The sequence below is a fragment of the Salipiger bermudensis genome (assembly GCF_019801965.1).
Lineage (GTDB): Bacteria > Pseudomonadota > Alphaproteobacteria > Rhodobacterales > Rhodobacteraceae > Salipiger > Salipiger bermudensis_A.
In genome coordinates, this window is the sequence record NZ_JAHVIA010000001.1 from 45,908 (window position 1) to 72,551 (window position 26,644).

Consider the following 26,644-nt stretch of genomic DNA (forward strand, 5'->3'; position numbering starts at 1 on the left):
CCGGCCCGCTGCGCCAAGCCCGTCCACCGCGGCTCAGGCCCTGCACCCGCGCCGCGGCTTCTGCGGCGGTTCTCCGCCCTGACCGGCCTGTCACGCGGCCCCGTCCGGCCCGCCCATGGCGGTCCGCATCAAGTACCCTGAAAGCCGCTCAGCGTGCGCGTGAGGTTGGCCCCAAGCGAGGCGCTCAGGTAGCCCCCCTCCTGTACGAAGAGGGTCGGCAGGCCGGTGCGGGCGATGGCGGCACCGATGCGCGCGAAGCCGTCCTGCGTCACCGCGAACCCCTTGAATGGATCATCGACCGAGGCGTCGAGCCCGAGCGCCACCACCAGCACCTCGGCGCCAAAGCTGCGGACCCGCTCGAGCGCAACCTCGAGCGCCGCGAGATAGCCCGCGTCATCGGTGCCGCGCGGCAGCGGCAGGTTGAGGTTGCAGCCCATGCCGCGCCCTTCGCCGCGCTCCTGCGCGTGGCCCCAGAAAAACGGGTAGAACCGCGCCGGATCGGCGTGCAGCGAGACGGTCAGCACGTCGTCGCGGGCGTAGAAGATACCTTGCGTGCCGTTGCCGTGATGCACGTCGACATCGACGATCGCCGGGCGCAGCCCCGCCGCGCGCAGCCGCTCGGCGGCGATGCCGGCATTGTTGAGAAAGCAGAAGCCACCGGCGAGATCGCCGAAGGCGTGGTGCCCCGGCGGGCGCGACAGCGCATAGGCGGCGCCCTCCCCGCCAGCAATCAGGTCGGCCCCGGCGATGGCGCTCTGCGCCGACCAATAGGCCGCCTCGAAGGTGTGCTCGGCGATCGGACAGGCGGTGTCGGCCTGGTGGTAGCCGGCCTGCCCGATGGCGGATTTGGGATAGCCGTCGCTGCGGTTGGCGGGGTGGATGTTGGGGATCACCTCGGGGCCGGCATCGGGGATGCGCTGCCAGCGGGTGTAGATGCTGCGCAGGAAGGCCAGGTATTCGGCCGAGTGCAGCGCCGCGATGGGGCCGAGCCCGGCATCCCGGGGCGCCTCAAAGGAGCAGCCGGCGTCTTCGGCGGCGGCTTTCAGGACCTCGATGCGGCGCGGCTCTTCCGGGCTGGGATAGAGCTTGCCGTTGGCCATGAAATGCTGCGGGTCGTGGCGCGCCTGGCGGGGATCGAGATAGGCTTTCATCGGGTGTCCTTCAGGGCCGTGCAGCCCGCTTCATCGAGATGCATCTCGGTCTGTGCCTCGGCCGGGGTGAAGCCCAGCCGTTCGTAGAACGCGCGGGCGCGCGGCGTCGCGTGGTAGACGTTGAGCTTCATTCGCCCCGCCCCCCAGCAGGCCTGCGCATCGCGCAGCACCGCCGCCAGCAGCCGCGGGCCGAGCCCCGACCCACGCAGTGCGGCATCGACCCAGAGGTCGGAGACATAGACCACCACGCCGCCGCGCGAGGTCGAGAAGCTCGGCGAGTAGAGGGCAACGCCGTGCGTCGTCTCGCCGTCGCTGGCGAGCACGGCGCGAAACGCCGGGTGCGCTCCGAAGCCCGCGCGGCGCAGATCACCTTCGCCGGCGCGGTGCGTGTCGCCGAGAACCTGCGAGAGCCGCGCAAGGGCAGCGTGCAGGCGCGGCACATCGGCCTCGAGGGCCACGTCGAAGCGCAGGGTCATATCGCCGTCCTGTCGGCGCCCTTGAGGCCCAGCATGGCGCGCGCCTCGTCGGGGGTGGCGGGCTCGCGGCCGAGTTCCTCGACGATGCGGCGGATCTTGGCGACCTGCTCGGCGTTGGAGCGTGCAAGCGTGCCGCGCGAGATGGTCAGGCTGTCTTCCAGCCCGACCCGCACATGCCCGCCCATCGCCGCGGCCATGCTGGCCAGCGGCATCTGGTGCCGCCCGGCGGCCAGCACCGAGAATTGGTAACCATCCCCGAAGAGCTTGTCGGCGATGCGCTTCATGTGGTCGAGGTTCTCCGGGTCCGGCCCAATCCCGCCCAGCACGCCGAAAACGAACTGCAGGAAGATCGGCCCCTGCACCAGCCCGCGATCGACGAAATGGCGCAGCATGTAGAGATGGCCCACATCGTAGCATTCGAACTCGAACCGGGCGCCGCGCTTCTCGCCCATCTCGGTCAACACATGGGCGATGTCGCGCGGGGTGTTCTTGAAGATCAGGTCGTCGGAGCCCTCGAGGAAGGGCTGCTCCCAGTCGTGCTGCCAGTCGCTGATCCGCGCCGCCATCGGGTAGAGCGCGAAGTTCATAGAGCCCATGTTGAGCGAGCACATCTCCGGCTCCGCCGCCTTGGGCGCCGCGAGACGCTCTTCCAGCGTCATCACCGCGCTGCCGCCGGTGGTGAGGTTGAGCACCGCGCCGGTGCCCTGCTTGAGGCGCGGCAGGAAGGCGTTGAAATGCGCGGGGCTGGCGGAGGGCCTGCCGGTTTCGGGGTCACGCGCGTGCAGGTGCAGGATCGCGGCGCCGGCCTCGGCGGCCGCTAGCCCCTGCTCGACGATCTCCTCGGCGGTGACCGGCAGGTGCGGCGACATGCTGGGGGTATGGATCGAGCCGGTGAGCGCGCAGGTGATCAGGATCTTCGACATTCACACCACCTCGTCCAGCGCCGGCAACTCGGCGCGAAACTGCGTCAGAGACAGGTCTAGCCCGTCGATGATCTCGTCGAGGTGGGTCTCGGTGAGGATCAGCGGCGGGCAGACGAGGATATGGTCGCCCTCGATGCCGTCGCGGGTGCGGCGGGAATAGACGATGAGCCCGTTGTCATAGGCGATCTGCACGAAGCGGTCGAAGGCGCGCAGCTCCTTCGGCAGCGGCGTCTTCCTCACCGGGTCCGACATGAACTCGAAGGCGGTCAGCAGCCCCTTGCCGCGCACGTCACCGATGATCTCATGCTTTTGCGCCAGCGCCGAGAGCCGCGCGAGGAGCGTCTCGCCCATGCGGGCGGCGTTGGCCACGAGGCCCTGCCTGTCGATCTCGTCCAGCACCGCGGCCCCGGCGGCGCAGGCCAGCGGGTTGCCGGCATAGGTGAAGCCATGCGCGAAGCCGCCCTGGCTCAGCACCGGCTCGACCATCCAGTCCGGCGCGACGATGCCACCCAGCGGCGCGTAGCCGGCGGCAAAGCCCTTCGAGAGCACCACGATGTCGGGCCGGGTGTTCCAGTGTTCGCAGCCCAGGAAGGCGCCTGTGCGCCCGGCGCCGGTCATCACCTCGTCCATGATCAGGAGCACGCCGTAGCGGTCGCAGATCTCGCGGATGCGCGCCATGTAGCCCTCTGGCGGCACCAGCGCCCCGGTCGAGGCGCCGCCCACCGGCTCGAGGATGAAGGCCAGGACGCTCTCCGGCCCCTCGGCCTCGATCTGCGCCGCGAGCATGTCGGCGTAGTGCGTGCCGGTGGCCGGGTCGGACGGGTCGAGCCCGTCGAGATAGGCGCGCGGCGCGGGCACCTTGGGCATCTCGCGCATCATCGGCGCGAAGGGGTCGGTGAGCGAGCGGTAGCCGGTAACCGCCAGCGCGCCCAGCGTGCAGCCATGGTAGGAGGGGCTGCGCGAGATCACCTTCCAGCGGCTGCCCTGCCCGACCGAGACGGCATATTGCCGCGCCAGCTTCATGGCGCTCTCGATGGCCTCCGAGCCGCCCGAGACGAAGAACACCTTGGTCAGCCCCTCGGGCATCTTCTCGACGGTCTTGGCGGCGAGGCGCTCGCTGGCCTCGGTCTCGAAATGCAGCCGGTAGCCAAAGGTCGCGCGCTCCATCTGGACCCGCATCGCCTCGAGCACCGTGGCGTTGCCGTGGCCGATATTGCAGACCATCGCCCCCGAAGAGCCGTCGAGATAGCGCTTGCCGTCGGTGTCCCACATGTAGACGCCGCGGGCCTGGTCGAGCATCGGCTTGCGGCCGTGCCCCTGGTAGAAAAGGTGGCTCATTTTGCCTCCGTTGGAAGGGCCGAGGCGTCCTTGGCGAAGAAACCGACCCGAACCTCGGCGCCCTGTTCGAAGGGTCTGTCGTCGATCATGTTGATGGCCTGGAGCTGGCGCCCGCCGACGCGCAGGAAATAGCGGACGGTCTGGCCCTGGTAGTCCACCGTCTCGACCGTCGCCGGCGCGGTGAGCATGCCCTCTCCGGCCTCGTCCGGGTGCAGCACGCGCAGCTTCTCGGCCCTGAGCACGAGCTGCGCCAGCCCCTGCCCGCCCAGCCGCTCGGCCTTCTGCGCCGGGATCGTGACGGCGCCGAAGGGCGCCACCTCGAGCGACGCTCCCTGCGGGCCGAGCGCGGTGCAGGACGCCGGCAGCATGTTGGAGGCGCCGAGGAAGTTGGCCACGAACTCGGAGGCCGGGTTGTTGTAGACCTCCTCGGGCGATCCCATCTGCTCGATGCGACCGGCGCTCATCACGACGATCTGGTCCGACATGGCGAGCGCCTCGGACTGGTCGTGGGTGACGAAGACCGTCGTCACACCGATCTTTTCCTGGATGCGCTTTAGCTCGACCCGCATGTCCTCGCGCAGGTTGGCATCGAGCGCCGAGAGCGGCTCGTCGAGCAGCAGCACGTCGGGCTCGATGACGATGGCGCGGGCCAGCGCGATGCGCTGCTGCTGGCCGCCGGAGAGCTCCTTGGGATAGCGCTCGCCGACATGCGGAAGCTGCACGAGCTCGAGCGCGGCCTGCACACGGGCTGGGATCTCGGCCTTGGGCACGTCGCGATATTTCAGGCCGAAGGCGACGTTCTCGGCCACGGTCTTGTGCGGGAAGAGCGCGTAGTTCTGGAACACGATGCCAAGGTTGCGCTTGTGGATCGGCACGTCGTTGACCCGCGTGCCGCCGATCAGGATCTCGCCCTCGCTCGGGTCGAGAAGCCCTGCGATCATCCGCAGGTTGGTGGTCTTGCCGCAGCCCGAGGGGCCCAGCAGGGTGACGAAGGCGCCATCCGGGATCTCGAGGTTGATCTGGTGAACCGCGGTGAACTTGTGAAAGCGTTTCACCACGTTTCGGAGGGTGACGGAGCTCATGCGCAAACGTCCTGAGTGGGAGAAATCAAGCTGGCGGGGGCGGCACGCGCCCCCGCCGTGGTGGCTCAGTAGCCCTTCTGGACGCGGCCGAAGGTCTTCGACCACTCCGCCTCGTTGCCGTTCCAGTAGGTCGGATCGGCGAAGGTCAGCCCCTCGAGCGTGCCGCTCGGATCGAAGGCCGGCAGCGTCGGGATCTTGGCGCCGAGATCGACCTTCTGCGGGTCGAGCGCCGGCGGGTAGTTCTGCCCCTCGGCCACGGCGATCGAGGTCTCGGGGGCGAGCATGAAGTTCAGCAGCTCCTCGCAGGCCTCCATCGGCGAGCCCTTGAGCACGAAGAGACATTCCTGCCAGCCATAGCCGTTGGGTGGGTCCATGTAGCCGATGTCGTGGCCCTGCTCCTGCAGCGCGTAGATCCGGCCCGACCAGCCCTCGGTGACGTAGATCTCTTCTTCCGCCAGCAGCGACATCAGCTCGGCACCGGAGGTCCAGTATTTCAGCGACAGGTCACGATGGGCGCGGATCGCATCCCAGACCGCCTCCATGTCGGTGGCGTTGTTCGGATCCTGCCCGGTTTGCAGCGCGCCGAACCAGATCCGAGTGCGCCAGTCGCCCCAGCCCGAGATCTTGCCCTTCAGGGCCTCGTCGATGAGGATCTTCGCGCCCTTCTCCTGCATCTCCTCGTCGGAGATGAACTTGCGGTTATAGGCGATGCCGGTGGTGCCGTAATCGTAGGGCACGCAGGAGATCTTGCCGTCGGTGATCGGGCGGTAGACGTCGACCAGCTTCTTGATGACGTATTCGAGGTTGGGGATGTTGGCCTCGTTGAGCTCTGAGGTCAGCCCCAGCCCGGCATAGCGGGCATAGTCGAACACCCCCGACAGGTGGGCGATGTTGTATTCGCCCGGTTGGCTGGCCTTGACCCGGCTTAGATACTCGTCGCCGCCGCCGAAGGTGCCGTCGACCACCTCGATGCCGGTCTTGGCGGTGTAGGGATCGAAGGCATGCTTGCGGAACGCCTCGGAGACCACCCCGCCCCAGCCATCGAACCGGACCTGCGTTACGTCCTGCGCCAAGGCGCGGTAGGGCGTCACCAACCCGTAGGCGGCGCCGGCCGCACCGATCAGCCCGAGGAACGAGCGGCGGTCGATGTCGCCGTTCATGTAGCGCTCGCGCAGGCGCTCGTAGCGCGTGGTGTTGTCGATCTTCGTCATGTCTCTCTCCTTGTTGGTCAGTCTGCGTCGCGGCTTCAGGTGCCGCTCTTTCTTGACAGGATGCGCGCCACCGCCGCGCCCAGCAGCGGCAGGCCCACGGTCATCACGATCATCACCGTGCCGAGCGCGTTGATCTCGGGAGAGATCGAGTTGCGCAGCATGGCGAAGATCTGCGTCGGCACCGTCTCGACCCCGCCGGGCTTCCAGAACAGCGTGCCGGTGATGTCGTCGAAGCTGATGGTGAAGGCGAAGAGCGCACCGGCCAGAACCGCCGGCAGCATCAGCGGCAGGGTGATCTGGAAGAAGGTCTGCACCGGCGAGGCGCCGAGGCTCATGGCGGCCTCCTCGACATCGCGACGAATGGCCATCAGCCGGGCCTGCACCACGAGGATGACGAAGGGCAGCGTGAAGATGACATGGCCGAAGAGCAGCAGGCCGAAGCTCTTGTTGATGCCGAGGAAGTTGAGAAACAGCAGCAGCGCCACCGCCAGCACCACCTCGGGCACCAGGATCGGCGCGATCAGCAGGGTCGAGATGACGTTTTCGCCCGGCACCCGGTAGCGCACCAGCGCGAGGCTCGCGAGCACCCCCAGCGTGGTCGAGATCAGCGCCGTCAGCAGGCCGAGGATGATCGAGGTGCGAAAGGCGCGCAGGATGGCCTCGTTCTGCGCCAGCTCGCCGAACCAGCGCAGCGAGACGCCGGTGATCGGGAAGCTGCCGAACTGCGAGGCGTTGAAGCTCAGCAGCACCACGACAGCCACCGGCAGGAACATGAAGACATAGACGAGCAGCGCGTAGCCGCGGATCAGTTGCCAGCCCATCAGCCCAGCCCCTTCATCAGTTGCGCCATGCCGAGGTAGCGGTTGTAGATCATCACCAGCAGCCCCAGCACCGCGAGCAGCATCAGGCTCAGCGCCGAGCCCAGCGGCCAGTTGAGCTGAGTGATGATCGCCTCGTAGACTAGGTTGGCGAACATCGCGTCGGTCGGGCCGCCCAGCACCAGCGGCGTGATGTAGGTCCCCGCCGCGAGCACGAAGCAGAGCAGCCCGCCGGCGGCGAGACCGGGCAGCGACAGCGGCAGCGTCACCTGCACGAAGGCCTGCCAGCGGGTGGCCCCGAGCGAGGTCGCCGCGTCCTCGAGCGAGACATCGATGCCGTCGAGGCTGACGAAGACGTTGAGGATCATGAAGGGCAGCAGGAAATGCACCAGCCCGAGGATCACCGTGGTCTGGTTGTAGAGCATCTGGATCGGCTCCGAGATCACCCCGGCCCAGAGCAGCAGCGTGTTGAGCGCACCGGAGACACCGAGGATGTTGATCCAGCTCATCGTGCGAATGATGTAGCTGATCCAGAACGGCAGCATCAGCAACAGCAGCAGCACCGCCTTGTTGCCGCGCGAGCGGGCGATGAAATAGGCCGCCGGGTAGCCCATCACGGCGCAGACCAGCGTGGTGATCGCCGCGATCTTCAGGGTGAAGAGCAGGATGTCACGGTAGAACGGATCGCTCAGCGCCTCGCGCCAGTTGTCGAGGAAGAAGCCCGACTGGTCCGCCCCGGTCGCGGTGCGCAGCCAGAAGCTGTAGACCACGATGAACAGCAGCGGCACGAAGAGCAGCAGCGTGATCGCGGTCAGCGCCGGAGACAGCAGGATCCACGGCTGACGCCTTTCGCGGGCTTCGATCGACATGAGGGTGTCCCGTTCGGTTGCGATCCGGAGAACCGGAATTGACGGCACCTTGGGAAGCTGGTTTTCATTGATCCAATAGATAATGAAAATTATGGATATAGACCGGATCAATGATGAAACCTGGTAGCGATCCCATTTCCGACCCCGGATCGGCCTATGACCCCGACCGCATCGCCCGCGAGCTCGACTGGAACCTGCTGCGCAGTTTCGTCGTGCTGGCCGAGGCGCGCTCGGTCACCGACGCCGCCGAGCGCCTCCGGCTGACCCAGCCATCGGTGTCTACCGCGCTGAAAAGGCTCGAGGATCGCATCGGCCGCAAGCTCATCGAGCGCGGGCCGGGCAAGTATGCCCTGACCGAGGCCGGAGAGCTGCTCTACCGCGAGGCGCTCGACATCAACGGCTCGATCCTGCGCCTCTCGACGCTGATGCGCGAGATGACCGACGCGGTGCGCGGACATGTGACCATTGCCGTGGCCAGCCACGTGGTGTGCCCGGTTTTTGATCACCTGCTGGCCGATTTCCACGAGGCACATCCCGAGGCCAGCCTGTCGATCAACGTGGTCTCGAGCGCCACCGCGCTGACAGAGGTCTCCGCCAAGCGCGCCTCCTTCGCGGTCTGCCTGGTGCGCGACCGCAGCCCGAGGCTGGAATACCGCCGCCTCTACCGCGAGTTCTTCGGCCTGTTCTGCGGGCCGCGCCACCCGCTCTTCGGCCGCGAAGGGCTGACGAGGGCCGATCTCGCCGGCTGCACCACGGTCAGCTTCGACACCGACAAGCTGCACGATGTCCTGAAGCCGGTGACGCTGATGCGGGCGCAATCGCTGCTTGGCGAGCGGATCACCGGGACGTCGTCGAATCTCGAGGAAGTGCGGCGGATGATCATCGCCGGGCTCGGCATCGGGCCGCTGCCGGTCCACGTGGCGGCGCGCGATGTCGCCGACGGGCAGCTCTGGCAGACCCCGCCCTACGAGGATCTGCCGCCGATCGACGTGCACGTGGTCTGGAATCCGCGCGCGGTGAAGAACCGCGCCGAGGAGATCCTGCTGAAGATGCTCGACGAGATGATCGCCCGCGTGCCGATCGAGGAGCGCACCTATGACAGCGCCATGGTGCCGCCGGCGCTGCGCCGCGCCCCGTGAGGTCGACGCCGCGCCGCGCGGCTTAGCTCAGCCCAAAGATCGGCGCGCCGGCAATGCCCAGCTCCGGCGGGAACTCGGCCTGCAAGATGCTGCCGCTGTCGCTCTCGGTGATGTAGAGCGTGCGGCCGCCCTCGCCGCCGAAGGCGCAGTTGGTGGTGCCGAGCCCGCGCGGTGAGCGCACGACCGCGATGGGCTGGCCCAGCGCGTTGTGCACCCAGACGAGCCCCATGCCGGTCTGGCAGACCACCACCCCGCCGGCATCGGTCAGCGCCAGCCCGTCCGGTCCGGCGCGCCCGCCGGTGAACTGGATGAAGAGCCCCGCCTTGTTGACCCGGCCACTGGCCGCCATCGGCAAACGCCAGACCGCGTTGGCGCGGGTCACGGCGAGAAACAGAACGTGCTCGGCCAGATCGAGCACCAGCCCGTTCGGGCTCGGCACCTTGTCGATCAGGCAGGTCAGCGCGCCGGTCTCCATCTGCCAGCGCCAGACCCGGCCGCTGGGATCCTGCAGGCCGGTCTGGCCCTGATCGGTGAAGTAGAGCGCGCCGTCGCGGCCGAAATGCAGGTCGTTGCAGCCCTTGAAGGCTTCGGTATCCGCATCCCCCAACGCCGTCGTCACCGCGCCGCTCTCGGGATCGAGCTGCAGGATGCCGTTCTGGTAATCGGCGAGGAAGATGCGCCCATCGGCGTGCATCTTCAGGCCGTTGGGCTGGCCGTCATACTCGGCGATCTGGGTGACCTCGCCCTGGGGCGTCGCGCGGAACACCCGTCCGAACGGGATGTCGACGAACCAGAGATTGCCCGCGCGGTCGAAGGACGGCCCCTCGAGGAAGCTGTCCACCGGCTGCCCGCGCCGGTTCTTCTCGGCCCAGTAGGAGGAGATACCGGGCCGGCGAAGCGCGGCGGGCAGCTCGGTGAACACGGTGGCGTCGATGACGACGGGGCTAGGTGCGGGATAGGTGTGCTGGGTCATCCGAACGTAAACTCCGGCAGGAAGAGCGCGATCTGCGGGAAGCCGATCAGCAGCAGCATGAAGGCGAGGATGATGACGAAGAACGGCAGCGTGCCCATGATCACGTCCTCGACCCGCACCTTATCTGAGGAACTGGCGACCACGAAGAGGATCACCCCCAGCGGCGGCGTCAGCTGGCCAAGCTCGACGAGGATCACCACGAAGACCCCGAACCAGATCGGATCGACCTCGAGCGCCAGCAGCGCCGGGAAGATCACCGGCACGATGATCGCGATCATCCCGAGCCCCTCCATGAAGCAGCCGAGGATGGCGAAGACCACCATGATGATCAGCAGGAAGGTGGTGCGCGAGACATTGGCCTCTTCGAGCATCCCCACGAGATCCTCGCCGACGCCCGAGAGCGCGGTGGCATAGGCGAAGATCATCGAGGTGAACACGATGAACAGGATGTTGCCGCTCATCCGCACGGTGCGCGACAGCGCGTCGGTCACCAGCTTCAGGCTCAGCTTGCCGTAGATCCCGGCGATGACAATGGCACCGATGGTGCCCACCGCGCCGGCCTCGGTCGGGGTGGCGAAACCGCCGTAGATGCTGCCCAGCACGATGACGATCAGCAGCAGGAAGGGCACGATGTCGAGCAGCGCCCGGCCGAGATCACCGAGCGAGGCGCGCTCGTCGGATTTCGGTGCCAGCTTGGGGTTGAGCAGCACGCGGGCGACGATGAAGCCCATGTAGCACAGCGCCAGCAGGATGCCCGGCAGCAGGCCGGCGGCGAAGAGGCGCGCGATCGAGGTCTCGGTGAAGGTCGCGTAGATGATCATGGTGATCGAGGGCGGGATCAGGATGCCCAGCGTACCGCCAGCGGCCAGCGAGCCCGCCACCAGGCGCTTGTCATAGCCGCGCTTGGTCAGCTCCGGCAGGGCGACGGTGGACATGGCGGCGGCGGTGGGGGCCGAGCCGCCCGAGATCGCCGCGAAGATGCCGCTGCCGGCGATGTTGGTGTGCATCAAGCCACCCGGCAGGCGCCGCATGAAGGGCGCCACCCCGTTGTAGAGCCGGCTGGCCAGGCCCGAGCCCAGCAGGATCTCGGCCATCAGCACGAAGAGCGGGATCGCCGCGAGGGTGAAGCTGTTGGCGGCGCCCCAGCTCACCATGCCGAGGGCGCGGAAGCCGCCGAAACCGCCCAGCAGGTAGATATAGACCAGCCCGGCGCCGGCGACGGCGAACTGCACCCACATGCCGCCGAGGATCAGCCCGATCAGCAGGCCGAATGCGAGAAGCGCTTCCATCAGGCGGTGTCCTTCTTGCGGAAGGTCAGCAGGAATTGCTCGACCAGGAAGATGCCGATGAGGCCGAAGCCCAGCGGCGGGATGAGTTGCGGGATCCACAGCGGCGTGCGCAGCACGGTGGCGGCGAAGCGGTTGCGCGAGAACGAGCTGAGGGTCAGGTCCTTGGCCTTCCAGGCGAGGATGACGCAGACGATCAGCGCCATCACCACGAAGATCCGCTGCACCCAGACCCGGACCCCGGGGGAGTAGCTGTCGAACAGGAAATGCACCTGGAAGAGCGCGCCCGCCCGCAGGGCGAGCGCGGCTCCGAAGAAGGTGAGAAGGACGACGCAATAGCCCGTCAGCTCTTCGGCAAAGCCGAGCGAGTAGTTGAAGACCCCCCGCAGGAAGGCCTCGAGGCAGACCAGCCCGACCAGCGCCGCGAGAACCGCGCCGCTGATCACCCGGGTGGCCAGCGCCGCCGCGTCGAAGACGGGACCGGCCGATGCCGGCCCGCTGTTACGTTCGTCCATCATTCACCTGCTCACTTTCCGATCGCGTCGCGCACGGTCTGCAGCGCGGCGACATAATCCGGGCCGTTCTCTTCGGCCCACTGCTCCCAGAACGGCGCCAGCTTCTCACCGGCCATCGCGGCATCGCCTTCGGCGGCGTCGATCAGGGTCATGCCGGCCTCGGATTGCGACGCCTTCTGTGCCTCCTCGTCCTCAAGGAAGGCGGCGGTGGTCGCGGGGCCCTCCTCGGCGACGATGGCGCGCAGGGTCTCCTGGGTTTCAGGCGACAGCGCCTCGAAGGCATCCGCATTGGCGATGATCATCGAGTTGCCGTAGTTCACCGCGAAGCGATAGTTGTAGGGCAGGAACTCGTGCCAGTTCTTGGCGCCGCCGGCGCTGGCGGTGAGCACGCCCTCGATCACGCCACGCTCCAGCGAGGTCGGCACTTCCGAGCCCGACAGCGTGATCGGCGCGCCGCCGAATTCCTCGATGAAGTGGCCCTGCTCGGGCGAGGTCACGCGGATCTTGTGGCCCTCGAGATCGGCTAGATCATCGATCTCGAAGGTGGTGAAGATGGTCTGCTCCGGGTAGCGGTAGCCGCCCAGCAGCACCACGCCCTGCCCCGCGAAGGCCTCGACCAGCGTCGGCTCGATGGCGGCATAGGCCTTTTCCCACTCGTCGTCGTTCTCGATCAGCATCGGCAGGTTCAGCACCCGCGCGATCGGCACGTTGCCCGAGAAGAAGAAGTCCGCCGCCATGTCGACGATGCCGTCGCCCACCGCCTGGGTGATGTCGGCCGAGGCGATCTGCAGGGTCTTGCCGAGATGCAGCGTGATCTCGAGATCGCCGCCGGTCTCTTCCGCGACGCGCTCGGCGATGCGGTTCATGCCCTTCACCGCCGAGGTCGTGGAGACCGAGGAGTAGGTGTAGGCGGTCCAGTTGTCGGCCTGGGCTACGGCCGTGGAGGCCAGAAGAAGCGCCGAGGCGCCGAGGGTCATCAGTTTCATCGCGTTTTCCTCCTTCGCACCTCTGGGGTGCCTCACTTTGCGATTGTCCGGCGCGGGGTGCGCCGTTCTCGGGGCCGGAGGGCCGGTCTATCCCGCCGCCCCTCCGGAGACTTGTCCTTTGCCGTCAGCTTTCGGCGTGCTTGCGACGGTCGATCATGCGGCGCTTGACGATCGGGCCGACCACCACCGCGACGGTGAGCGCCACGAGGATCAGGCTGGTGGTGTTCTGGAACAGCACGCTCCAGTCGCCGCGTCCGATGCGCAGGGCGAGGCGCAGGTTCTCTTCGGCGAAGCCGCCGAGGATCAGCCCGAGCACCACCGGCGGCAGCGGGAACTTGAGCTTGTCCATCACCCAGCCCACGGCGCCGAAGCCCAGCATCAGGTAGACGTCGAACATCCGGCCGTGGATCGAGTAGACCCCGATCAGCATCAGCACGATGATCACCGAGCCGAGCAGCGGGCGCGGCAGGTTCAGCAGCCGGGCAAAGCTGTTGGTGGCCAGCGAGCCGCCAAGCAGGATCAGCAGGATCGCCCCGAACAGGAATTGCCACATGAAGCCGAAGACGACGTCGGGGTTTTCGCGGAAGAGCATCGGGCCCGGCTGCAGGCCATGCACCAGCAGGCCGCCCAGCATCACCGCGGCCACGGCGGTGCCCGGGATGCCCAGCGTCAGCGCCGGGATCAGGGCTGAGGCGGTGTCGGCGTTGTTGGCGGTCTCGGACGCTGCCACGCCCTCGGGCTCGCCCTCGCCCCAGCGCTCCGGGTGCTTCGAGCTGCGGCGCGCCTCGTTGTAGGACATGAAGGCCGCCATCGAGCCGCCGGCGCCGGGCAGGATGCCGATCCAGATGCCGATCACCGACGAGCGCAGCCAAGTCTTCCAGAAGCCCTTCATGCGCGGCATCGCCTTCCAGATCGGCTCGGTGCCGAGCTTCGAGCTTTCCACCCCGTCGGTCTTGAGCGGGGTTTCGAGCAGGTCGATCACCGGCGGCAGCGCGTAGAGCCCGACCAGCAGGATCACGATTGAGATGCCGTCGAGCATCTCGAGCTGGCCGAAGGTGAAGCGGTCCGTGCCGTAGATCGGGTCTGCCCCGATGACCGAGACGAAGACCCCGAAACAGGCCGAGATCAGGCCCTTCACCGGGTTGCCGCCGAGCAGGAAGATGATCGAGGCCAGGCCGAACACCGCCACCCAGAAGACCTCGGACGGGCCGAAGAGCAGCGTGACTTTCGAGAGCGGCGGCGCCAGCAGCATCAGCGCGAAGGCCGATGCGATGCCGCCGATGGCCGAGGAGACCACCGCGACCTGCAGCGCGAAGCCGCCCTCGCCCTTCTGGGCCATCGGGTAGCCGTCGAAGGTGGTGGCGACTGCTGCCGGCGTGCCGGGGATGCGCAGCAGGACCGCCGGGATGGCGCCGCCATACATGGCGCCGTTGTAGATGCCGGCCATCAGTCCCAGCGCCACCAGCGGCTCTAGGCCGAAGGTGAAGGGCACCAGCACCGAGATCGCCATGGTGGCGCTGAGGCCGGGCATGGCGCCGACCACGATGCCGGCGATGACGCCGATGATGACGGCGGCGAAATTGCTGAAGCCGATGACTTCGGGAAGGGCATGGAGAAGTTCGGAATACATGGCGCCCTCACGCGGCCCAGAGGCGGCCGGCAGGAAACTCCTGCGACATGCCGAAATCGAAGATCAGCCAGATCGCGCCGACCACGATCACCGTGGCGAGGGCGAGGCCCAGCGGGTTGCGGTAGCCGAACAGGAAGGCGGTCAGCGGCACCGCGACGACGGTGCTGACGTAGAAGCCGATGAGATCGGTGGCCACCGCGTAGGCGACGATCAGGGCGAAGGCCCCGGCGACGCGCGTCGGCGACTTGCTCATCGGCGCCGCGGCCTCGCCGGCGGCGGCCTTGCGCTGATCCGAGATCAGCAGGATGACGGACAGGCCGATCAGGCCGACCAGCATGGCCACCGGCAGCAGCGCCGAGATCGGCCGCAGCGCGGCGGCGGGCACGAGGAAGCCGGCGGCGACCACGACGATGCCGAGGGCCGTGAGGGTCTCGGGGCGGGTCAGGCGATTGGACATGGCACTGGCTCCGAAATCAGGGGAAAAGGGGTGGCGCGGGGATCAGGCCCCCGCGCCGGGCTGGCTCAGTTCCAGGGGGTGGCTTCCCACACGCCCTTGGCGAGATCGTAGAGATCGCTGGTCAGCGTCTTGAACTCGTCGCCGGTGACGACCTCGACCGGGTTTGCGGTGGCCTTCATCGCGGCGAGGAACTCCTCGTCGGTCTCGAGCTGCGCGAAGGCGTCGAGCAGCTTGGCCTGAACGTCCTCGGGCAGGCCCGCCGGCGCGATGAAGCCGCGCATCGAGCCGTTGATCAGGTCATAGCCCTGCTCCTGGAAGGTCGGCAGGTCGGGGGCGAAGTCCGAGCGTTCCTCGGTGGCAACGCCGAGCACGTTGAGCTCTTCCTGGAACTCGGCCACTTCCGAGATGTTCAGGATGCCCATCGCCACGTGGCCGCCCATCAGCGCGGTGCGGGCCGGGGCCGAGCCCTTGAACGGCACGATGGTGAACTCGGCGCCGGTCAGCTCCTGCAGCTTGATCAGCATGAAGTGATCGTCGCCGCCGAGGCTCGACATGCCCACGGTCACCGCGCCGGGGTTGGCCTTGGCCTCTTCCACCAGCTTGTCGATGCTGTCGAGCCCGCCGCCCTTGGTGGTGACGATCACGTTGGGATCGTTCACCACGTTGGCGAGATAGGTGAAGCTGTCACGGTCATAGGCCGCTTCGCGGTCGATGGTGCGGGCCATCATGCCCGGCAGGTTGAAGGTGCCGAGCGTGTAGCCGTCGGCATCCGCATTGGCCGCCTCGGTGACACCGATCTGGCCGCTGGCGCCGGGCATGTTCTTGACCACGAGGCTGGCGCCGTCGCCGAGATACTTCTCGATGAAGGGCGCCGCGGTGCGGGCCATCACGTCGGTGCCACCGCCGGCGGAATAGCCGACGATCACCTCGATCGGCTTGCTCGGGTAGTCCTGCGCAAAGGCCGCGCCTGCGACCAGTGCCATGGCGCCGGCGAGGGTCGCCGATTTGATGTGCTTGAGCATGTGTTCTCCTCCTCTTTACACGCTTGTCGTTCAGTCAGCCGGGAAGGCGCAACCGCGCTCCTTGAGCGCGCGGTCAACCCAGCTGCGGTCGTTGGTGCCGGCCTCGATGGCCGCCATCTGCTTGATCTCGGCGTCGGACTTGGCCCGCGTCCGGGCCAGGATGTCCTCCGCCTCGTCGATCGGCACGCAGAGCACTCCGTCGCGGTCGCCGATCATGATGTCGCCGGGGTGGATCACCATGCCGTCGATGGCGATCGGCACGTTGATCTCGCCGGGGCCATCCTTGTAGGGGCCGCGATGGGTGATGCCCGCGGCGAAGGTCGGCAGGTTGGTCTCGATGAAGTTGTCGGCATCGCGGATCGCGCCGTTGAGCACGAAGCCCACCACGCCCTTCTTGATCGCGTAGGCCAGCATCAGCTCGCCCATCAGCGCGTTGGCGAGATCGCCGCCGGCGTCGACGACGATGACATCGCCCGGAACCGCCATGTCGATGGCCTTGTGCAGCATCAGGTTGTCGCCCGGGCGCGCCTTCACGGTCAGCGCCACGCCGGCCATGCCGCCCGAGGCGTGCATCGGGCGCAGGCTCGGGCCCGCGGCGGTCATGCGCGACATGCTGTCGGAGACATTCGCCACCGGCAGCTTGGCGAAGGCCGCGACCAGCTCCTCGGAGGCGGTGCGTTCGCGGTTCAGGATGCGGAAACCGATGGTCATGTTCATTTCTCCACTTTTTCAAGCGTCGGGGCCGCGGCCAGCAGCTTGCGGTTGGCGATGCGCGTCTGCGGCACCTCCTGCCCCTCGACGATCTGGATGATGCCGCGCACCGCCTCGACACCGACGCGGGCGCCGGCCTCGCGGGTGACGCCGCCGATATGCGGGGTGAGGACGATGGCGGGCTCGTCAAAGAAGATGTGGTCTGCGGCCGGCGGCTCGGAGGCGAAGGTGTCGAGCCCGGCCCCGGCGAGCTGGCCGGAGCGGATCGCGGCCACCAGCGCCGGTTCGTCGATCAGGCCGCCGCGGGCGGTGTTGACCACATAGGCCCCCTTGGGCATCCGCGCGATGCTCTCGGCGTTGAGCATCTCGCGGGTCTCAGGGGTCAGCGGGCAATGCAGGCTGAGCACGTCCGACTGCGCCAGCAGCGCGTCGACGCTGTCGCAGCGCTCGGCGCCCAGCTCGTCGAAGACGCTGTCCGGCGCGTAGGGATCGAAGCCCACGAGCTTCAGGCCCAGCCCCTTGGCCATGCGGCCGGTGGCCTGCGCGATGGCGCCCATGCCCATCAGGCCCATGGTGGCACCGTCGAGCTCGCGCCCGGCAAAGCCCGGCTTCTCCCAGCGCCCGGCGCGCAGCCCGGCATCGAGCGGCAGCACCCGCTTCACCGCCGCCAGCATCAGGGCGATGGCGTGCTCGGCCACCGAGACCGCGTTGGCGCCCGTCGCGACCAGCACCGGGATCCCGCGCTCCGCGGCGGCGGCGAGGTCGATATTGTCGACCCCTACCCCGTGCTTCGAGATCGCCTTGAGATGCGGCGCCGCGTCCATGACGTCGGCGTCGATCCGGCCCATGCGCGAGACGATACCCACCGCGCCGCAGTCCTTGAGGTGCTCGGAGATTACCGCGCTCTCGGCATAGGCGGGGGTGTGCACGAGATCGAAGCCATGCTCCGTCGCCAGCGCCACGGCTGCGGGATCGAGATCGGGGCCCGTTACGAGAATGGTCTTGCTCATCGCGCATGTCTCCTGCGCGTCCCGAAAGACGGCGGGACGCTGGTTCTGATCACTCTGTGTCTGTGAAGCACGCGCCCAGCCTCCCAGCGGGGTGCGGCATTCCTCCTGTCGAAACGTGATATAGAAAACTTTTCCTTCACGACAGCGCGGAATTCTGGTTATCAGATTAAGAAAAACTGGATATCCTCATGGACACCCGGCAGCTCAAGACCCTGATCGCCATCGACAGCCACGGCACCTTTGCCCAGGCGGCAGACGTCGTGCGACTGACACCCTCGGCGGTGAGCCAGCAGATTCAGGCGCTGGAACAAGAGCTTGGCATCCAGCTCTTCGATCGCAGCGCGCGCCCGCCGAAGCTCACGCCGCAAGGTCTGCAGGTGCTCGAAATGGCCAAGGACATCCTGCGCCGAGAAGAAGACACCAAGGCGGCGCTGCGCGGCGACCAGATCTCCGGCACGCTAATGCTGGGCTCGGTGCGGTCGAGCGCGCTCAACCTGCTGCCCGAGGCCATCGTGCGGATGCGGCACCAGTATCCGGCGCTCAAGACAAGCCTGCGGGTGTCACTGTCGTCGACGTTGATCGCCGACGTGGCAGCCGGGCGGCTCGATGCGGCGGTGGTGGCCGAGCATGTAGGCTTTCCGCAGGCGCTGCGCTGGAGCCCCTTCCTGCACGAGCCGCTCTGGCTGATCGCGCCGCCGGGCACGCAGGAAAACGAGCCGACCGAGCTGATGCGCGCCCTGCCCTACGTGCGCTTCCGCAGCGCGGTGCCGCTGGCCAACATGATCGACACCGAGATCTCGCGCCTCGGCGTGGTGACGCAGGACATCGCCGAGATCGACACCATCGGCGCCATCGTCACCTGTGTGCGCCAGGGGCTCGGAATCTCGGTGGTGCCGCACAAGGCGCTGCAGGAGCCGGAAGACCTCAACCTGCTGCGCCTGCCCTTCGGGCGGCCGCAGATCAAGCGCCGCATCGGCATCGTCGAGCGCACCGTCTCGCCGCGCGAGGAGATCATCGCCCGGATGCACGCGGTGCTGGCCGAGCTCTGCGGCGAGCACGGCCTGCCCCGCGGGCTGTCCTGAAGAGAGGCAAGGCGCCCGGGCCGATGGCCGCGCGCGGCGCCTCAGGCGGCCTTCGAGCGGCAGAGACAGCTTGCGCGGATCGGGATATCGGCGCGCGCCACCGCCTGGTCTAGCAGCATCCGGATGTGCCGCCGCTCCACCGTCTCGCCCCGGCGTTGCAGGCATTCGTGCAGACCGTGCAGCGCCCAGACGTTTCGCGGGTGCTGGCTCGGGCGCGGCAGCGTCTCGATCAGCCCGAGATCGGCACGGTAGACCGTCTCCGCCTCGTCATAGGCTCCCGCCTCCATCAGCAGCGCCCCGAGCGCATGGCGGGTCGGCTGCGGCCAGGACCACGGCTCCTCGTACATCAGCCCGTCATCGAGGGCGACCGATTGCCTGAGACAGGCCAGCCCCTCCTCGCGCCGCCCGGCCTTGAAGGCGAGCTCGCCGCGCATCATCCTCTCGGCCACCGCGAGCACGTCGCGGGCCGAGTTGTTGAACAGCATCCGCTCCTCGGGGACCGCGGCATAGGCCGCGTCGAAGGCCCGGCCCGCGGCCTCGGCCTCGTCATGGCGGCCGAGATTGGCCAGCGCCACGGCGCGGGCATAGAGGATCAGCGCGTTGGTGGTGGTGTAGAGCTCGGTATCCTCGGGCAGCTCCAGCTCCAGCGCCTCGGACCACATGCCGAAGCGGATATAGACATGCGGCAGGGCGGCGACGAAGGTCTCGAAGAGGTCCGGGTAGACCCGCACCACCTCGTCCGGCACCTCGCCGCGCAGGCGCACCGCCGCGCTCAGCGCATCGGCCTTGCGGCCGAGGAACATGGCGCCGTAGAGCGCGAAATGCAGGTTGTGGATGCGGTAGAGCGCGTAGAAATTCGCCGCCCCCGCATGGGCCTTGAACCGGTCATCGACCTCGGCCGCCGCAAGATTGCGCACCAGAACGTTGTGATAATCGCCGCAGAGCACGTCGATATGGGTGCCCATGTGCACCAGGTGGCCGGCATCCGGCACCAGCCCGGTGAGCCGGTCGCCGTGACGCAGCGCCCGCTCCGGGAAGGGCGACATTTCCATGAGGTGGATATACATGTGCAGGAGCCCCGGATGATCCCAGGCTGCGGGATCGGTGTCGAAGCAGCGCTCGAGCACCGCCATCGCCTCGGGGGTCGAGGCCTCGGGATTGGGGGTGCCGGCCTGCAGGTCCCAGAGCTGCCAGGGGGTGCGGTTCATCAGGGCCTCGGCATAGACGAAGGCCACGTCGAGATCGTCGGGGAAAGCCGCGTAGACCGGTCTCATCGCGGCGGAGAAACCGTCGTTGAAGGGCTGGTAATCCTCGATGCCGGGATCCTGCGGGTAGCGCGCGGCCAGCGCCTCGAGCAGCGCCCTCTCCACCGGCTGCGCATCCCCGAGCGCGCGCCCGGCGGTCAGCGCCGCGTGGGCGCGCGCCAGCGCCGGCGCCTTTTCCTCGGGCGTGAAGACCTCCCACGGCTTGTTGTAATTCGGCCCGATCGCATAGGCGATGCCCCAATGCGCCAGCGCACAGCCGGGATCGGCGGCGAGCGCCTTGTCGAAGCAGACGATGGCTTCCTCGTGGTTATAGGCAAAGAGCCAGACCATGCCGCGATCCGCCCAGATCTGGGCCTCGGGGCTGTCGCTGGCCGGGCGGTGAAACCTGCCGAGGTCGAAATACGCCATCTCCGGATCTCCCTGTCGTCGGAACGAGCCTAGCACGGATCGAGACTGGCGGTGGCATGAATAGCTTCGGCGCAGGCCTCGTGCCGGACCGAAGGCCACCGCGCGGGCACGCGACCCGCCCGGTGATCTTTCGGCTTCGACCCGCTGGCGCGGCTCCGGGCCACCGCCTCAGCCAAGGCGCGCGAAGAACGCTCTCCGGCGGCGATGATGGCAAGTGCAGCTCGAAGGCGCGTCAGGCCCCACGCCCCCTGCCGAGGGAGCGATGGCGCCGAGGATCGACGGCGGGGCAGCCGCGCGGCGCCCGAGACGCCCGCGCGCACGCGGCGCTTCTGGCCAGCTCGGACGACATGGCGGCCCGCTGCGCCGGGCCGGTCCCCCGGCCGAGACCTCAGCGCCCTGCGGCCTGGGCCGGCTCGGCGCCGCCTGCAGCCTCGAGGCGGCGGGCCTCTTCCACCGCGAGCTCGGCCATCTTCAGGATCGCGTCACGGCTGGAGGCGGCGGCGATGAACAGCGCCTTGTGACAGAACTTGGCGCCTTGCACCCCAGAGACCTCCTCTAGCGCCGCTCCGGACAGGCCGCCCCAGGCGGCCGGAAGATCGGCCCGTTGCTCGAAGCCCTGCTCGTGCTTGCGGATGCCGCCGAGGGTCCAGTCCCCGCCGCGGGGCGTGACCACGAAGAGCAGGTGATCCGCGCCGGCCTCGATCACGGCGGGACGGAACGGCATTCCCATCGGCAGCTCGAGGATCGGGCTGGTGCCGGCCGCCTGGATCGCCTCCATCGCCAGCACCTCGGCGCGCCGCTTGGCGGCGCTGCGGTTGACGCGGGCCTCGACGAATTGCCGCGCGATGCCGACCGCGGCATGGAAGGCTCGGGTCTCGCTCTCCGGGTCGGTATCGTCGAACACCGGCTTCAGCGTCTCGATCAGGCCGGGCAAGGTCATCGAGGACAGCGGACCCGCCTCGGCGAGGCTGACGGTGCCGTTGTCGACCTGGTCGACCGGGCGCACGAAACTGCGATCGATGGAGGCGTGGATTGCTTCCAGCTCGGGCTCGGGGATGTCGAAGCTGCGCAGGTAGTCTAGGCCGAAATGCTTCCAGACCAGCCCGAAGGAGCTGTAGGGCGTCTCGTCGTCGCGCAGGGGGCTTTCGCGCTGGTGGTGATCGAAGATCCCGGCCGCGACGTCGTAGGCGCCACCGACATCGTAGATCAGCCGGCCCTCGGCCGGGGTGATCCAGTCGGGAGACCGGCTGCGGACGATTTCGGCCTCGGGAAACAGACGGGTGAGGATGACGGTCGACAGCACTTCATCCGCATGGAAGCCGCCGGAATGGGTAACGAGGGTGCTGATGGTCATCTGGATCGCTCTGCTGTCTTGGTTTGCTGCCCCGTAGGCCATCGGGCCGGCCCTCGCAAGCCGCGAAGCGGATCGCGGAGGGGCGCCTCTGCCCTTCGGCGGGCCTCCCTAGCGCCCCGAGCCGGCCTGCCGCTGCAGCATGGATGCCACATCGCCCAGCTTCGCCGCCCGCAGGCGCTGCACATGCGCCAGCAGCTCCTCTGGCGGCGCGGGCTGGAGCACGAGCTCGATCGCACGCAGGTAGAGCGTCACCAGCCCGACAGGTTCTGGGTCACAAAACGCAGCAAGCGCCTCGGCGTGACGCCGGGCAAGTGGGTGGTCGTTATCCGCGATGGCGCGCTCGAGCACGCAGGCGTGGAACCAGACCACAGCATGTGCCAGCGAGCGGCGCGACGTGCAGGACAGCCCCGCCGCGATGGCCGCGTCCCGCCCCTCGCGATCGGCAGCGGCCAGCGTCGCAAGCCCGAAGATCGTGCCGCCGACATAGGCGTCGGTCTCGGCTCCGGGGAGCAGCGCCTCGAGGCGCGCCCGGGCCGAGGCGACATCTCCGCGGCGCAGCGCGAGGAAGGCGTGCAGCGTTTCCACGTCCTTCGAAAAGCGGGTCTCTCCGCGCAACAGCGCCAGCGCCTCGATGGCGGCGATATCCGTCTCGAGCCCGGCCTCGTCGCCGTTCATCAGCCGCATCTCGGCGCGGCATTCGCGGGCGATCATCTCGGCGCGGGTGGCGCCGCACTGGCGGGCACTGTCCACGGCGATGTCGATCAGCAGGTGCGCCTGCGGGCCGGGATCGGCGAAGAACAGGGAGAAGGCGCGCATGAAGAGATATTCCTCGCGCACGAGCCCGAGCCCGGCCCGCTCCGCGGTCTCGATGGCCAGCGAGAAGTGCCGGTGGGCGCTGGCGAAGCGGCCTGCCGCGTAGAAGGCATCGCCGATGCCGCCGTGACCGCGGGCGATGCCGCGCGGATCTCCCGTCACCTCGGCCGCCGCCAGCGCGGCGCGGTGATGCGCGAGGCAGGCATCGTTGGCGCCGAGGACGAAGGCGCGGTTGCCGCGCTGCTCGTGGATCTCGGCGCGGCCGAGCCCGGTCAGGCCGATGTCATCGGCGATCTCCTCGGCGGCATCCAGGGCGCGGTCCGCCTCGTCGCCGCGGCCCATCCGATGCAGCACCAGCCCCTGCCGGCAGAGCATCGCGGCGCGGGTCTCGGGCCGGGTCGCTCGGGCATGGGCGGCGCGGTAATCGTCGAGTGCGCCGGCCATCTCGCCGCGGATCCGGCGCAGGCCGGCGCGGCAGGAATGCAGCTCCGCCACCGCCTCGGGATCGCCGTCGCTGGCCAGCCCGGCCTCGATATAGGGATAGGCCGCCGAGAAGCGCCGCGCGGCGATCATGGTGTTGGCGGCGGCGGCGGCGGCGCGGCTGGCCTCGGCATCGTCTCCGGCCTGCCGCGCGTGGTCGGCCCAGAGGATCGCGTCGCGCGCGCGGAAATGCGCCGCGGCGCGGGCATGGTCGGCGCGGCGGATCTCCGGCGGGATCGACTCGTAGATCGCCCGGTGCACCAGATCGTGCCCGAAAGCGAGACCGGCGCCGGTGGCGTGCAGCAGGTCACCGCTCTGGCGCGGACGCGGGCTGGCCGGGAAGATGGCGGCAAAATCCTCCGGATCGAAGGCCGCGCCGAGGATCGCGGCACGCCGGATCGCGGCCCGGTCGGCCTCCGGCAGGCGCTCGATCTGCTCCTGCACGAGCTCGGTCACGGACGCGGGCAACGCGCCTTCGGTCCAGCCCGCCTCGAGCAGACGGATCAGGAAGAGCGGGTGCCCGCCGGCACGCTCGATGGCCGCCCCGGCCGCGTCGATGCCCGGCGCGACCGCCCGGACCAGCGCCTCGGACGCCGCCACCGGCAGCGGCGACAGGGCGATGCGCACCACGCCCGCCTGGGCCCGCGCGGCGAGGCGCAGATCGAGGCTGCCATCGCGGGGCCGCTCGGTCAGCAGCAGGATTACCGGGCTGTCCTGCAAATGGCCGAGCAGGCCGAGCAGGAAATCCCCCGCGCCGAGCGGGCTCCAGTGGCAATCCTCGATCAACACCAAAAGGCCGGTCGTCGCGGCGGCCTGCTTCAGCGCCCGGGCCAGCCCCTCGACCATCAGCCGCTGCTGGATGTCGGGATCGAGGGCGCTGAGGCGCAGCGCATCCTCGGGGCCGATCTCGGGCGAGCTCAGCCAGGCGAGCATGGCGCGCTCGGTCGCCGTGGCATCCGGCGCCGGCTTCGGCGGGGCCGGCAGGGCCGCGACCAGCCGCTGGGCCGGGTGGCGGGCGCCGGGTGAGAAGGCGTCGAAGCCGATCGCCGCGACGCCGATCCCGGCCTGGTCGGCGCGGCGCAGCAGCTCCGCCGCGAGCCGACTCTTGCCGATGCCGGCCTCGCCCGAAACATGGATCGCAAGGCCGCGCCCGCTTTGCCGAGCCGCGGCAATGGCCGCCTCGGCCTGCGCCAGCTCCAGCTCGCGCCCGATCAGTGGCAGGTCGGGCCGGGCCGGCGCGGCGCCGGGGCGCAGCGCCACGGCCCGCTGATCCGGCGCCGCCGCCAGTCCGAGCCGCGCCGCGAGGTCCCGCTTCAGCAAGACATCCCCCGGCCCGGCCAGCGCGGCGATCCTGCGCGCCTCGACCAGCGTCCGTCCCTCCGGCGGCACGTCCGCCGCGCCGACCAGGCCGAAGCCGAGACCGCAATCGGCTGCCGCCGCGATCTCCTGCGCCGCAACGGCGACCGCGCGCAGCTCCTCGCCGACGAAGAGGAAGGCCAGCTCCGCCGGGCCCGCGTCGAGCGCCTCGCCGCCCGCGGCCAGCGCTGCAGCCTGTAGCGCCGACCAGTCGCGGGGGCCATCTGTCTCGAAGCCCAGCAACAGGTAGGCCGGCCCGGACGCATCCTCGGCCGCCTCGGGTTCGGATGTGGCCGCGCGCTCGCCGAGGCCACGGCGGATACGGTCGTAGAGCGACCGTGTCTCGTCTTCGGGGCGCACCCCGAGATCGCGCTGCAGCGCCGCCTCGAGCGCCTCGTAGCGCGCCCGCGCCGCGCGCCGCATGCCGCTCGACGCCTCGATCTGCATCAGCCGGCGATGTGCCGTCTCGTTGAGCGGATCGAGCCCCAGCAGCCGGTGCGCCAGCGCCGAGGCATCCGGCCCGTCGCCAACACGGTCGAGCTCGCCCGCCAGCGCGGTCGATGCCAGCCCGGCGAGCCGGGCGCGGTCGGCGTCGATCGCCTGGCCGAGATCAGATGACAGCGAGCCCTGCCCGTCGAGAAACGGGCCACGGTAGAGCCGCGCCGCCTCGGCAGCATCGCCGCGGGACAGCGCCGCCTGGAACGCGTCAAGATCGGTGGCGACCTCAGGCCCGAGGCGCAGTTCGTCGCCCTCCGCCTCGATCCAGCCCTCGCCCCCCGCACGCCGGATCTGCGCGACGGCCTGGCGCAGGCTGACCCGCGCCTGCTCGGCGTCGCTCTCTTCCCACAACAGCGCCGCGAGCCGCCCGCGCGGCATGCTGCGGCGCCGCGCCGCGGCCAGAAGCCCGAGCAGGATCCGCGCCTTGCGGGCGCGGAGCGGAACCGGCGCGCCCTCCCGCAACAGCGTCAGGCCGCCAAGGCACTCAATCCAGAGCTGCATAGTTTCACGCACCTTTCACGCCGGTCCACCGCGCCCTTTCACGCCGAAGGGTCAGAAGGCTCATACATTTTCAAGATAGGTGACACGTTAATGCAAACTTTCAAGAAATCCTTCTGGTTGAACCGGCGGTATCGCCGGGCCTGCCGGTTTCACGCCCCCCGCCCCGGGTCCGCCCCGTCCGGGCTGGCCGAATACCGTTCCATCGACCCCGCAACGCGCCTCGCGCTGCGCCATCCGTTTCCATGGTGATCCACATGACTTCGCATCGCAACAACCTGCCGCAGCTTGGCGGCGAACTCCTGCTGACCGATTCCGGCCTCGAGACCACGCTGATCTTCTTCGAGGGGCTCGACCTGCCGTCCTTCGCGGCCTACCCGCTGATGGAGAGCCCCGAGGGGCGCGAGATCCTGGCGCGCTACTACCGCCGCCACCTCGCCATCGCCGCCGATCACGGCACCGGCTTCGTGCTCGAGGCGCCGACCTGGCGGGCAAGCCGCGACTGGGGCGCCGGGCTCGGCCATGACCCGGAGACGCTGGCGCGCATCAACCGCGCGGCGATCAGCTTCCTGTCGGACCTGCGCGGCACCGCCCGTGGCATCGCCCCGGTGGTGATCTCCGCCAATCTCGGCCCGCGCGGCGACGGCTACAAGCCCGACACCGCGATGACCGCCGACGAGGCCGAGGCCTACCATGGCGAGCAGATCGGCTGGTTCGCCGACACCGATGCCGACATGGTCAGCGCCTTCACCATCTCGACCGTGGCCGAGGGCGTGGGCGTGATCCGCGCCGCGGTGAAGGCCGGGCTCCCGGTGGTGGTGTCCTACACCGTCGAGACCGACGGGCGTCTGCCCGACGGCACCGGGCTGGGCGAGGCCATCGCCCAGAGCGACGCGCTGACCGACGGGGCTGCCGCCTACTTCATGGTCAACTGCGCCCACCCGGACCATTTCCGCGAAGCGCTCGAGGCCGGCTCCGACTGGCTGAAGCGGATCGGCGGGGTCCGGGCCAACGCCTCGCGGCTCAGCCATGCCGAGCTCGACGAGGCCGAGGAACTGGACGACGGCAACCCCGACGAGCTGGGCCGCGATTTCGCCCGGCTGCGCCGGATCCTGCCCAACCTTTCGGTGCTCGGCGGCTGCTGTGGCACCGATCACCGCCATGTCGAAGCCATGGCCGACTGCTGCGCGCCCATCCGCGCCGCCTGAAACGGCCTGCCGCCCCGGCCCACCCGGGGCGGCAGGTGCCCCCGCATTTTACGCCCCGCGCCGGGTCGCGCCCCGGCCAGGCCGA

Annotated in this window: 23 protein-coding genes; 3 read left to right on the forward strand and 20 right to left on the reverse strand. The window is 69.0% G+C overall.

All coding sequences use genetic code 11. The annotated features are described in order from the left end of the window. Positions 1-128: 128 nt before the first annotated feature. The 8 genes from KUV62_RS00210 to KUV62_RS00245 form a co-directional block, all read right to left on the reverse strand. Positions 129-1,151, reverse strand: coding sequence for a histone deacetylase family protein (locus tag KUV62_RS00210; protein ID WP_222601679.1), 1,023 nt, complete (start codon positions 1,149-1,151; stop codon positions 129-131). Further along, positions 1,148-1,627, reverse strand: a complete 480-nt coding sequence (locus KUV62_RS00215) for a GNAT family N-acetyltransferase (protein ID WP_222601680.1) — start codon at positions 1,625-1,627, stop codon at positions 1,148-1,150. The genes KUV62_RS00210 and KUV62_RS00215 overlap by 4 nt, the downstream gene beginning before the upstream one ends. Further along, positions 1,624-2,550 (reverse strand): 3-keto-5-aminohexanoate cleavage protein, encoded by a 927-nt coding sequence (locus tag KUV62_RS00220; protein WP_222601681.1) that lies wholly within the window; start codon positions 2,548-2,550, stop codon positions 1,624-1,626. The genes KUV62_RS00215 and KUV62_RS00220 overlap by 4 nt, the downstream gene beginning before the upstream one ends. After that, on the reverse strand, positions 2,551-3,888 hold the full coding sequence (locus KUV62_RS00225; RefSeq protein ID WP_222601682.1) for an aspartate aminotransferase family protein: 1,338 nt from the start codon (positions 3,886-3,888) through the stop codon (positions 2,551-2,553). It abuts the gene before it with no gap. Then, the gene (locus tag KUV62_RS00230; RefSeq protein WP_222601683.1) at positions 3,885-4,970 is read right to left on the reverse strand and encodes an ABC transporter ATP-binding protein; all 1,086 of its coding nucleotides are present in this window, start codon (positions 4,968-4,970) and stop codon (positions 3,885-3,887) included. Before KUV62_RS00230 ends, KUV62_RS00225 begins: the two co-directional genes overlap by 4 nt. Before the next feature lie 65 nt (positions 4,971-5,035). Continuing rightward, positions 5,036-6,172, reverse strand: a complete 1,137-nt coding sequence (locus tag KUV62_RS00235; protein ID WP_222602349.1) for an extracellular solute-binding protein — start codon at positions 6,170-6,172, stop codon at positions 5,036-5,038. A 44-nt stretch (positions 6,173-6,216) separates the two neighbouring features. Then, positions 6,217-7,002, reverse strand: a complete 786-nt coding sequence (locus tag KUV62_RS00240; RefSeq protein ID WP_222601684.1) for an ABC transporter permease — start codon at positions 7,000-7,002, stop codon at positions 6,217-6,219. Next, positions 7,002-7,868, reverse strand: coding sequence for an ABC transporter permease (locus tag KUV62_RS00245; RefSeq protein WP_222601685.1), 867 nt, complete (start codon positions 7,866-7,868; stop codon positions 7,002-7,004). Before KUV62_RS00245 ends, KUV62_RS00240 begins: the two co-directional genes overlap by 1 nt. Positions 7,869-7,978: 110 nt before the next feature. On the opposite strand from KUV62_RS00245, the gene KUV62_RS00250 reads away from it, so the two are divergent. Continuing rightward, positions 7,979-9,007, forward strand: a complete 1,029-nt coding sequence (locus KUV62_RS00250) for a LysR family transcriptional regulator (protein WP_222601686.1) — start codon at positions 7,979-7,981, stop codon at positions 9,005-9,007. A gap of 22 nt (positions 9,008-9,029) precedes the next feature. Here the strand turns inward: KUV62_RS00250 and KUV62_RS00255 are convergent, their stop codons facing one another. The 9 genes from KUV62_RS00255 to KUV62_RS00295 form a co-directional block, all read right to left on the reverse strand. Then, the gene (locus tag KUV62_RS00255; protein WP_222601687.1) at positions 9,030-9,980 is read right to left on the reverse strand and encodes an SMP-30/gluconolactonase/LRE family protein; all 951 of its coding nucleotides are present in this window, start codon (positions 9,978-9,980) and stop codon (positions 9,030-9,032) included. Beyond that, positions 9,977-11,269 (reverse strand): TRAP transporter large permease, encoded by a 1,293-nt coding sequence (locus KUV62_RS00260; RefSeq protein WP_222601688.1) that lies wholly within the window; start codon positions 11,267-11,269, stop codon positions 9,977-9,979. The genes KUV62_RS00255 and KUV62_RS00260 overlap by 4 nt, the downstream gene beginning before the upstream one ends. Further along, positions 11,269-11,784: a TRAP transporter small permease gene (locus tag KUV62_RS00265; protein ID WP_222601689.1), complete on the reverse strand. Its 516-nt coding sequence runs from the start codon at positions 11,782-11,784 to the stop codon at positions 11,269-11,271. Before KUV62_RS00265 ends, KUV62_RS00260 begins: the two co-directional genes overlap by 1 nt. An 8-nt stretch (positions 11,785-11,792) precedes the next feature. Continuing rightward, positions 11,793-12,767 (reverse strand): TRAP transporter substrate-binding protein DctP, encoded by a 975-nt coding sequence (gene dctP / locus KUV62_RS00270; RefSeq protein ID WP_222601690.1) that lies wholly within the window; start codon positions 12,765-12,767, stop codon positions 11,793-11,795. A gap of 124 nt (positions 12,768-12,891) precedes the next feature. Further along, on the reverse strand, positions 12,892-14,397 hold the full coding sequence (locus tag KUV62_RS00275) for a tripartite tricarboxylate transporter permease (protein ID WP_222601691.1): 1,506 nt from the start codon (positions 14,395-14,397) through the stop codon (positions 12,892-12,894). 7 nt (positions 14,398-14,404) lie between these two features. Then, entirely contained in the window at positions 14,405-14,854 is a 450-nt protein-coding gene (locus KUV62_RS00280; protein WP_222601692.1) for a tripartite tricarboxylate transporter TctB family protein, read from the reverse strand. Positions 14,855-14,919: 65 nt separating this feature from the next. Continuing rightward, complete coding sequence (locus tag KUV62_RS00285; protein ID WP_222601693.1) at positions 14,920-15,876, reverse strand: Bug family tripartite tricarboxylate transporter substrate binding protein; 957 nt, start codon at positions 15,874-15,876, stop codon at positions 14,920-14,922. 30 nt (positions 15,877-15,906) lie between these two features. Further along, positions 15,907-16,593, reverse strand: coding sequence for an RraA family protein (locus tag KUV62_RS00290; protein ID WP_222601694.1), 687 nt, complete (start codon positions 16,591-16,593; stop codon positions 15,907-15,909). Next, complete coding sequence (locus KUV62_RS00295; RefSeq protein WP_222601695.1) at positions 16,590-17,597, reverse strand: hydroxyacid dehydrogenase; 1,008 nt, start codon at positions 17,595-17,597, stop codon at positions 16,590-16,592. The genes KUV62_RS00290 and KUV62_RS00295 overlap by 4 nt, the downstream gene beginning before the upstream one ends. 188 nt (positions 17,598-17,785) lie before the next feature. Between KUV62_RS00295 and KUV62_RS00300 the strand changes: the two genes are divergently transcribed. Continuing rightward, complete coding sequence (locus KUV62_RS00300) at positions 17,786-18,679, forward strand: LysR family transcriptional regulator (protein ID WP_222601696.1); 894 nt, start codon at positions 17,786-17,788, stop codon at positions 18,677-18,679. A gap of 41 nt (positions 18,680-18,720) precedes the next feature. On the opposite strand, the gene KUV62_RS00305 is transcribed toward KUV62_RS00300, so the two are convergent. The 3 genes from KUV62_RS00305 to KUV62_RS00315 form a co-directional block, all read right to left on the reverse strand. After that, positions 18,721-20,352: a hypothetical protein gene (locus KUV62_RS00305; RefSeq protein WP_222601697.1), complete on the reverse strand. Its 1,632-nt coding sequence runs from the start codon at positions 20,350-20,352 to the stop codon at positions 18,721-18,723. 388 nt (positions 20,353-20,740) lie between these two features. Next, positions 20,741-21,706, reverse strand: coding sequence for an MYG1 family protein (locus tag KUV62_RS00310; protein ID WP_222601698.1), 966 nt, complete (start codon positions 21,704-21,706; stop codon positions 20,741-20,743). Positions 21,707-21,814: 108 nt separating this feature from the next. Then, positions 21,815-25,354 carry an AAA family ATPase gene (locus KUV62_RS00315; protein ID WP_222601699.1) on the reverse strand — a complete coding sequence of 1,180 codons (3,540 nt, stop codon included), beginning with the start codon at positions 25,352-25,354 and terminating at the stop codon, positions 21,815-21,817. A gap of 254 nt (positions 25,355-25,608) precedes the next feature. On the opposite strand from KUV62_RS00315, the gene KUV62_RS00320 reads away from it, so the two are divergent. Next, positions 25,609-26,559, forward strand: coding sequence for a homocysteine S-methyltransferase family protein (locus KUV62_RS00320; RefSeq protein ID WP_261395122.1), 951 nt, complete (start codon positions 25,609-25,611; stop codon positions 26,557-26,559). Positions 26,560-26,644: the final 85 nt, after the last annotated feature.

What these genes read in the sequence shown, in the direction of transcription:
- KUV62_RS00260 (WP_222601688.1), bottom strand. Translation starts at nt 11,269, where the DNA reads ATGGAAGCGCTTCTCGCATTCGGCCTGCTGATCGGGCTGATCCTCGGC.
- KUV62_RS00255 (WP_222601687.1), bottom strand. Translation starts at nt 9,980, where the DNA reads ATGACCCAGCACACCTATCCCGCACCTAGCCCCGTCGTCATCGACGCC.
- KUV62_RS00295 (WP_222601695.1), bottom strand. Translation starts at nt 17,597, where the DNA reads ATGAGCAAGACCATTCTCGTAACGGGCCCCGATCTCGATCCCGCAGCC.
- KUV62_RS00280 (WP_222601692.1), bottom strand. Translation starts at nt 14,854, where the DNA reads ATGTCCAATCGCCTGACCCGCCCCGAGACCCTCACGGCCCTCGGCATC.
- KUV62_RS00225 (WP_222601682.1), bottom strand. Translation starts at nt 3,888, where the DNA reads ATGAGCCACCTTTTCTACCAGGGGCACGGCCGCAAGCCGATGCTCGAC.
- KUV62_RS00220 (WP_222601681.1), bottom strand. Translation starts at nt 2,550, where the DNA reads ATGTCGAAGATCCTGATCACCTGCGCGCTCACCGGCTCGATCCATACC.
- KUV62_RS00275 (WP_222601691.1), bottom strand. Translation starts at nt 14,397, where the DNA reads ATGTATTCCGAACTTCTCCATGCCCTTCCCGAAGTCATCGGCTTCAGC.
- KUV62_RS00300 (WP_222601696.1), top strand. Translation starts at nt 17,786, where the DNA reads ATGGACACCCGGCAGCTCAAGACCCTGATCGCCATCGACAGCCACGGC.
- KUV62_RS00315 (WP_222601699.1), bottom strand. Translation starts at nt 25,354, where the DNA reads ATGCAGCTCTGGATTGAGTGCCTTGGCGGCCTGACGCTGTTGCGGGAG.
- KUV62_RS00250 (WP_222601686.1), top strand. Translation starts at nt 7,979, where the DNA reads ATGATGAAACCTGGTAGCGATCCCATTTCCGACCCCGGATCGGCCTAT.
- KUV62_RS00240 (WP_222601684.1), bottom strand. Translation starts at nt 7,002, where the DNA reads ATGGGCTGGCAACTGATCCGCGGCTACGCGCTGCTCGTCTATGTCTTC.
- KUV62_RS00310 (WP_222601698.1), bottom strand. Translation starts at nt 21,706, where the DNA reads ATGACCATCAGCACCCTCGTTACCCATTCCGGCGGCTTCCATGCGGAT.
- dctP (WP_222601690.1), bottom strand. Translation starts at nt 12,767, where the DNA reads ATGAAACTGATGACCCTCGGCGCCTCGGCGCTTCTTCTGGCCTCCACG.
- KUV62_RS00290 (WP_222601694.1), bottom strand. Translation starts at nt 16,593, where the DNA reads ATGAACATGACCATCGGTTTCCGCATCCTGAACCGCGAACGCACCGCC.
- KUV62_RS00210 (WP_222601679.1), bottom strand. Translation starts at nt 1,151, where the DNA reads ATGAAAGCCTATCTCGATCCCCGCCAGGCGCGCCACGACCCGCAGCAT.
- KUV62_RS00305 (WP_222601697.1), bottom strand. Translation starts at nt 20,352, where the DNA reads ATGGCGTATTTCGACCTCGGCAGGTTTCACCGCCCGGCCAGCGACAGC.
- KUV62_RS00320 (WP_261395122.1), top strand. Translation starts at nt 25,609, where the DNA reads ATGACTTCGCATCGCAACAACCTGCCGCAGCTTGGCGGCGAACTCCTG.
- KUV62_RS00230 (WP_222601683.1), bottom strand. Translation starts at nt 4,970, where the DNA reads ATGAGCTCCGTCACCCTCCGAAACGTGGTGAAACGCTTTCACAAGTTC.
- KUV62_RS00215 (WP_222601680.1), bottom strand. Translation starts at nt 1,627, where the DNA reads ATGACCCTGCGCTTCGACGTGGCCCTCGAGGCCGATGTGCCGCGCCTG.
- KUV62_RS00285 (WP_222601693.1), bottom strand. Translation starts at nt 15,876, where the DNA reads ATGCTCAAGCACATCAAATCGGCGACCCTCGCCGGCGCCATGGCACTG.
- KUV62_RS00245 (WP_222601685.1), bottom strand. Translation starts at nt 7,868, where the DNA reads ATGTCGATCGAAGCCCGCGAAAGGCGTCAGCCGTGGATCCTGCTGTCT.
- KUV62_RS00265 (WP_222601689.1), bottom strand. Translation starts at nt 11,784, where the DNA reads ATGATGGACGAACGTAACAGCGGGCCGGCATCGGCCGGTCCCGTCTTC.